The organism is Neobacillus cucumis, assembly GCF_016908975.1.
Classification (GTDB): domain Bacteria; phylum Bacillota; class Bacilli; order Bacillales; family Cytobacillaceae; genus Neobacillus; species Neobacillus cucumis.
On sequence record NZ_JAFBEX010000014.1, the window covers coordinates 160,177 to 166,843 of the forward strand.

The 6,667-nt window shown below is 41.3% G+C and carries 6 protein-coding genes, 3 tRNA genes and 1 rRNA gene; 4 read left to right on the forward strand and 6 right to left on the reverse strand.

Annotated elements, in window-relative coordinates:
• Positions 1-241 precede the first annotated feature (241 nt).
• Positions 242-1,621, forward strand: coding sequence for a protoporphyrinogen oxidase (gene hemG / locus JOC76_RS19315; protein WP_205180396.1), 1,380 nt, complete (start codon positions 242-244; stop codon positions 1,619-1,621).
• 106 nt (positions 1,622-1,727) lie between these two features.
• Here hemG and JOC76_RS19320 read toward each other — a convergent pair whose 3' ends face one another.
• The gene (locus tag JOC76_RS19320) at positions 1,728-2,606 is read right to left on the reverse strand and encodes a 50S ribosomal protein L11 methyltransferase (protein WP_205180398.1); all 879 of its coding nucleotides are present in this window, start codon (positions 2,604-2,606) and stop codon (positions 1,728-1,730) included.
• A 115-nt stretch (positions 2,607-2,721) separates the two neighbouring features.
• Positions 2,722-4,332, reverse strand: a complete 1,611-nt coding sequence (locus JOC76_RS19325) for a DUF1593 domain-containing protein (RefSeq protein WP_205180400.1) — start codon at positions 4,330-4,332, stop codon at positions 2,722-2,724.
• 335 nt (positions 4,333-4,667) lie between these two features.
• On the opposite strand from JOC76_RS19325, the gene JOC76_RS19330 reads away from it, so the two are divergent.
• The 3 genes from JOC76_RS19330 to JOC76_RS19340 all read left to right on the forward strand — a co-directional run bounded on the left by JOC76_RS19330 (position 4,668) and on the right by JOC76_RS19340 (position 6,031).
• The gene (locus JOC76_RS19330; protein ID WP_239557822.1) at positions 4,668-4,826 is read left to right on the forward strand and encodes a YjcZ family sporulation protein; all 159 of its coding nucleotides are present in this window, start codon (positions 4,668-4,670) and stop codon (positions 4,824-4,826) included.
• A 380-nt stretch (positions 4,827-5,206) separates the two neighbouring features.
• Complete coding sequence (locus tag JOC76_RS19335) at positions 5,207-5,338, forward strand: YjcZ family sporulation protein (protein ID WP_205180409.1); 132 nt, start codon at positions 5,207-5,209, stop codon at positions 5,336-5,338.
• Positions 5,339-5,464: 126 nt separating this feature from the next.
• The gene (locus JOC76_RS19340; RefSeq protein ID WP_205180410.1) at positions 5,465-6,031 is read left to right on the forward strand and encodes an LOG family protein; all 567 of its coding nucleotides are present in this window, start codon (positions 5,465-5,467) and stop codon (positions 6,029-6,031) included.
• Between the two features lie 106 nt (positions 6,032-6,137).
• On the opposite strand, the gene JOC76_RS19345 is transcribed toward JOC76_RS19340, so the two are convergent.
• The 4 genes from JOC76_RS19345 to rrf form a co-directional block, all read right to left on the reverse strand.
• A tRNA-Arg gene (locus tag JOC76_RS19345) sits at positions 6,138-6,211 on the reverse strand.
• Between the two features lie 135 nt (positions 6,212-6,346).
• A tRNA-Val gene (locus JOC76_RS19350) sits at positions 6,347-6,419 on the reverse strand.
• 36 nt (positions 6,420-6,455) lie between these two features.
• Positions 6,456-6,530 (reverse strand) — tRNA-Glu (locus tag JOC76_RS19355).
• A 43-nt stretch (positions 6,531-6,573) separates the two neighbouring features.
• Positions 6,574-6,667, reverse strand: a 5S ribosomal RNA gene (rrf, locus tag JOC76_RS19360); the annotation flags it as partial.

Consider the following 6,667-nt stretch of genomic DNA (forward strand, 5'->3'; position numbering starts at 1 on the left):
AAAGGAGAATGGGGGGGAAGGGAGGAAATTTTGGGGACGGTTCTCCTGATTCCTTCGGAAGCAGGAGAACCGTCCCCATGCAACCTTTGATTCTATCTTAACAAAATATTTCCATGTGTTGCCATGAATATTTTTTGAACAATTTTTCAATGATCACCGATAATCGACATCACGCATGACTGCTGCTGAAGTATGGTACACTTGAAAAGACGAAGTATTGAATTTATAAGAGGTGTCAATTGTGAAAACAGTCGTAGTGATTGGTGGCGGAATAACGGGGTTATCAGCCATGTATGAATTACAAAAATGGAAAAAAACAAATAACGAAGAGATCAGGCTGGTTCTCATCGAAGCGTCCCATCAGCTTGGCGGGAAAATCCGAACCGTGAAACAACAGGGGTTTGTGATCGAAGCAGGCGCAGATTCGATTGTTTCCCGTAAAATGGAGACCATGTCTTTGCTAGAAGAACTCGGCATGGAAAAAGACGTGGTCTACAATGCAACAGGCCGTTCGTTTATTTACACCGATGGTAAATTAAAGCTGATTCCTGCGGATTCGGTTTTTGGAATTCCGGCAAGCATTGAATCCCTGGCGAAGAGCACGCTCGTATCAGCAGAAGGAAAAGTGGCGGCACTGAAAGATTTTTATACCCAAAATGAGACCTTCACCAAAAACGATTCCATCGGTGCCTTCCTTGAACAATTTCTTGGGAAGGAATTGGTTGAAAAACAAATTGCCCCTGTCCTTTCCGGCGTCTATTCCGGAAACTTAAATGAATTAACGATTTCTTCAACCCTTCCATATTTGATTGATTATAAAAAAGAACATGGAAGCATCATCAAAGGGCTCGAAGCCAATAAACAGAAATTTAAAGGCGGGGAAAGGAAGTTCCTTTCTTTTCAAAATGGCATAGGGTCATTGATTGACGCGCTTGAGGCAAAACTGGATGACGTGGAAATTTTTAAAAATACAAAAGTCAACAAAATCGAAAAAGAAAACAGCCGTTATATAGTGATGTTACATAATGAGGAAGTCATCGAAGCGGATTATGTTATCCTTAGTATTCCGAATACCGCTGCAGAAGACTTACTTAATGACTCGGACCTTAAAAAAGAATTCTCAGGATTAAAAAACAGTTCACTGATTAGTGTCTATATCGGCTTCGATGTGCCGGACAGCGTTCTTCCTGCAGATGGAACAGGGTTTATCACGGCCAAGACCGATGAATTGACATGCAACGCCTGTACGTGGACAAGCCGGAAATGGGAGCATACCTCTAAATCCGGAAACCTGCTGGTCCGGCTCTTTTATAAAAGCAGCCATCCTGCTTTTGTTTCGTTAAAGGAGATGGATCAAGAAGAACTGCTGGAGGTTGCGCTTGGTGATATAAAAAAAGGTCTTGGAATTAACGCCGAGCCGGTTGCCAGTGAGATCACTAAATGGACCGACCAGATGCCCAATTATTTAATTACCCATCCGAAAAGTGTTCAGGCGTTAGAAAACATCATGGCTGACACCTATCCAGGGATCATCCTCGCAGGTTGTTCCTATTACGGAGTCGGCATTCCCGACTGCATCCAAAATGGGATAGACTCAGCACAGAAAATTATTAAGGGGTAAAAAATCACGGGGACGGTTCTTCTGCTTCCTTTGGAAGCAGAAGAACCGTCCCCGTGAACCCACCATTACTTCTTGGAAGCACGAGAACCGTCCCCATGCTCCCACTTTATTTCTCTTTAGTCACTAATGCTGTTACCCATTCTTCTGTTTGGACGAGTTGGATGGTTTTGTAGCCTTTTTCTTGGAATAATGCTAGTGTTTCTTGGTGGTTCCAGTCGACCATGCCTGATAGTAGGAGCATGCCATTTGGGGTCAAATGGGTGTCGAGGAAAGAGGCTAACTGCTTGATTTCATTCGTAACGATATTCACCAAAATCCAATCAAACAACCCTTGTACTTCAAAGGTAGACTTCACAACATCACCCTGGAGGACAGTAATGTAATTTTCGACCTTATTCAGCCTGGCATTATAGAGTACTTCTGACTCAACGTCCTCCATATCAACTGCCAGCACATCTCGAGCTCCAACAATAGCTGCTGCAACACTTAACAATCCAGCCCCCGTACCAATATCCAGTACCCTTTTCCCACTCATATCCTCCCTCAAGATAATCCGAAGGCAATCAGTCACATGTAAGCCTGAACCAAACGCACTTGGCGGTTCAAAATGAATCATCTTTCCTTCAACTTCCTCTTCGTTTGAGGTGGGTTTAAGGAACCAGCCATTTTGCAGATCAATCACAGGGAAGGGCTGCTGCCACTCCTCCGTCTCTATCAACTGATACACAACTGTATCCTTAGGAACCGCCAAAATAGCTGAGATCTCTTCTTTTGTTTTTTCCATATCAAAAGACTCAATGTCTTCTAGGAAGATTTTCAAATCGATATTGGAATCCATTAGCTCAAGAAATCCGTAACCATTTTCTTCTCTAAATTGTTCAATGGGCTGATCATAATATAAATTGTAATAGCCGTAAGAAATTAATTTTTCTGTAACCTCGTCCACTTGTTGAAGCGACATTTGTACCGTAAATTCATGTAACATATAGACACCTTTACCTTTAAAATAATATATCATTCTACTCCATTATCACTAAGGAAGCAAAGGGACGGTTCTCATGCTTCCAAAGGAAGCATAAGAACCGTCCCCATGACTCTTTTTATTTCACTGTTAAAATAACCCGTTGGTAATGTTTTAAATTGTGTGCTCCGTTATCTTGTACTTCCGCAACAATGTGAATCGTATCTCCTGATTTCGCATCTTTTGGAACGGTAAAGGTAACGGTATCTGTGTTACGGCCTTTCAACGGAATGCTGTCGGTGATTTCACCCTCTGCCAAATCGCGGTGAAGCCCAAGCTGCAAGGTTCCGGCCATTTCTTTCGTTGTCTCTTCCTGTGGTCCCTTCCAATCCTGGTAAGTATCGGCTTCAAAGTATCTCCACCAACGATAGGTCAACTTGTCTCCATCGGGATCTTTCCCTTTTGCATGAAGGGTTATGGTTTGTCCCTTTTTAACCTTTAAGTCTAACCCTTCTTTTACTGTAAGGGTTGGATTATGGTTTGCATCTTTATACTTGGTTGCTGTGACCCAATCTGCCCGAGCGGCAAAATCATCTTGGATATCGTCAAAAAAGCGCATTAGGGAATATTCCGCTTCATACCGGTTGGTATAAATATCATAATCAAGAACGGTATTTTGGTACAATTTATTATTTACCGCGCCAAAGCAGCCGCCCCATCCACCATAAGATGGATTTTCCAAACTTCTTAATCCATTGTCAATTAAATATAGGAATGATGGCGAATCCCCTTCAGATATGAAATCATATTTGTTGTATTGCGGATTGTTCTTCAAATAATCCGCACTTCCGCGTTGTTCCTCCGGCAATTCCCCTGGAATTATTTTACCGTCGCCCATTAAGGCATATAAATCCATCAAAGTGCCATGGCCATGTTGGATATTTTCATAATTCCATGCACCCTGCAGCTTACTGTTAACTGCGTCCGTATGGTACTTCCACGCATACGCGAAATGCCAGAAATTGGATTGATCATTGATAATTCGGATATCCGGCCAGTTCTTCGCAATATACGATTTATAGCTGCTATCCTGATCTAGAATTATATAAAGAATCAATTTAGCACTGACTCTTTTCTTAATATCTGCCCATTGCGGGGTATTTTCATATTTTTCTTGGATTGATTTTAATGCCCTGGCAGTCGTATTGGTGCCTCCCCATGTCTGGACATATAAATCAGAATTATCATTATCTAAAAATAGATTCTTTAAAAATTCTGATCCTTCCGTTACTTTTTCCATCTCACCAGGAGCGGAAATATTCCCAATCTTCGTTACGCTGCGAAGGTAATCAGGTGTAGGAAATCCTTTCGCCTGCTTGGTTAAATTAGGATAGGCTTCACCATAGGCATTCAACATATTTGTTAACCAGCCAGTGCCTGTCCATCTATACGGTCCGATACCTTTATCTTTATCACCCGCAAAATGGTACACAGAGCTCGTCAAGACAATTCCCTTGATATCCATTTCATTTGAATACAAAAGGGCCCGAATCATCGAGTTCATATCATCCACTTCACCGTCGGTCGTAATGACCGTTCTCGCTTTAGAAGACTGCTTCTTTTGATTGGCTTCAGTACTTTTATTATTTTTTTCCTGAATGTCCCCACCCTGATTTTGATTCGAAAAACCTGCTGCAAAAAACACACTGCATAACAACATAATACATACTAAAAATGAACTCTTTTTCATCCTTCCGACCCCTTCTTTTTCTTTATTTTATAAAATAGAAAAAAAAATAACCTAAACAAATGCAAAAAAATGCATTTGTTTAGGTTATGCCCGTTAGGTAACATTCCTATTTCATAAATTAAATCAATCGTAGCATGACATAAAAACGCTTGCAATAGTACTTTAGAAGGAATCATGGGGACGGTTCTCTTGCTTCCAAAGGAAGCAGAAGAACCGTCCCCATGATTCCACCTAGGCTAGTGTACTGTCCTATTTAAAATTAGGAAAAGAGCCCTTCCATTTTTACGTTTTGAACATAAAGTATAGTGAATATGACTATAAGGGAGGATTTTATAATGTTTGGTTATGGTGGTTTCGGTGGTTACGGTTACGGTGGTTTTGGTGGCTGCGGCTGTGGCGGTTTTGGATATGGCGGTTGTGGATATGGCGGTTTTGCTTTAATCGTTGTATTATTCATCTTGTTAATAATCGTTGGAGCTGTAATCTGTTTCTAATTATGTACAAAAAAAGCCCTTTAAGGGCTTTTTTTAATTCAGACGATTCAATTTGGGTTGAGTGTATGTTTCTTTAATAGGGATCGGCCGACTGCACTTTAGATTATGCAGTTATTTAAATTAACATCAAAAATTTTTTTGATTTCACTCAGCACTTGTCCATTCCTCTTTTATTTTGTTACATATGCTATACTACACCATAACAATCACCAGAACATTTTCAATCCTCCTTTTCAAGAACGCTTGCTAAAAACAGGCGTTCTTGTTTTTAGTCAAATTCCTATTTTTGTCCTCATAATGATATTTGTCCAAGCCAAAACAGTGGCAAACAATATAATAAAGTGTAAACAAAATATCCAAATGAATGAGTGGTGAAAATAATGGGCTGGTTCTACGGCGGTTGGGGCTATGGCGGCTACGGCTACGGTGGTTATGGCTATGGCGGCAGCACATTCGTATTAATTGTCGTATTGTTTATTCTTCTAATTATTGTCGGTGCATCATTCCTATAAACAATATGAAATATGGTGAATCATGGGGACGGTTCTCATGATTCCAAGTGGAAGCACGGGGACGGTTCTCGTGCTTCTATTTTTTCAGAGACATACATAAAATAGATAGAAAAGGGAGGCATATTCATGAAACGATTAGCGGTTTATTGTGGTTCCAGCCTCGGAGCATCGGAAGCTTATAAACTAGGCGCCATTCAATTAGGTATAGAGTTAGCAAAAAGGAACATTACTTTAGTTTACGGTGGTTCTAGCAATGGCTTAATGGGTACCGTCGCAGATACAGTATTATCGCATGGTGGACAAGTCATTGGTGTTATTCCTTCCGTACTTGTGGAACGAGAGATTTCTCATAAAGGATTAACAGAATTGTATACCGTCGACAGCATGCACGAACGAAAAGCAAAAATGGCCGAATTAGCGGATGGATTTATCGTCTTACCTGGAGGAACCGGAACATTAGAAGAGTTTTTTGAAGTATTCACCTGGGGTCAAATCGGCTTACATCAAAAACCATGCGGACTGCTTAACATTGAACATTATTATGAGCCGCTGATTAGCTTATTTGATCATATGATTGAACAAAAATTCCTACAAGAAAAATTCCGCTCAATGATCTTAGTAGAAGAAAACCCAGATGCCCTAATCGACCACTTTCACCATTACATTGCACCGTCTGTTAAATCGTATGATTAAAAATCAAGGGACGGTTCTCATGCTTCCGAAGCACGAGAACCGTCCCCTTGATTCCCAATAAAAAAACACACAGACTTTTGAGGTCCATGTGTTTCCCTTAGTTTAACGCGCCTTAGAGGATTCGAACCTCTGACCGTACGCTTAGAAGGCGTATGCTCTATCCAGCTGAGCTAAAGGCGCAGATATATGTATAAATGGGCTAGCAAGTTCATCGCCCAGTCTTTTTAAAATAAATATGTGCCCGATTATATAGTTTTCACGATTGTCTGAACCATAGTCCGAAGTGTATCCACTTCGTCACATCCGTTATTAAGATGGAGGATGACGGGATCGAACCGCCGACCCTCTGCTTGTAAGGCAGATGCTCTCCCAGCTGAGCTAATCCTCCAGTAAATGTAAGTTATTTTCGCTATTGAAAAAACTTTGGTGACCCCTACGGGATTCGAACCCGTGTTACCGCCGTGAAAGGGCGGTGTCTTAACCGCTTGACCAAGGGGCCTTATTTGAATTTCTGCAAAATAATAGCCCCAAAAAGGGGCTTAGCCTGGCAACGTCCTACTCTCACAGGGACAAGGTCCCAACTACCATCGGCGCTGAGAAGCTTAACTTCCGTGTTCGGTATGGGAACGGGTGTGA

Coding starts and splice junctions, on each gene's coding strand:
- JOC76_RS19320 (WP_205180398.1), bottom strand. CDS start 2,606: ATGTTACATGAATTTACGGTACAAATGTCGCTTCAACAAGTGGACGAG.
- JOC76_RS19325 (WP_205180400.1), bottom strand. CDS start 4,332: ATGAAAAAGAGTTCATTTTTAGTATGTATTATGTTGTTATGCAGTGTG.
- JOC76_RS19330 (WP_239557822.1), top strand. CDS start 4,668: ATGTTTGGTTATGGTGGTTTCGGTGGTTACGGTTACGGTGGTTTTGGT.
- JOC76_RS19335 (WP_205180409.1), top strand. CDS start 5,207: ATGGGCTGGTTCTACGGCGGTTGGGGCTATGGCGGCTACGGCTACGGT.
- JOC76_RS19340 (WP_205180410.1), top strand. CDS start 5,465: ATGAAACGATTAGCGGTTTATTGTGGTTCCAGCCTCGGAGCATCGGAA.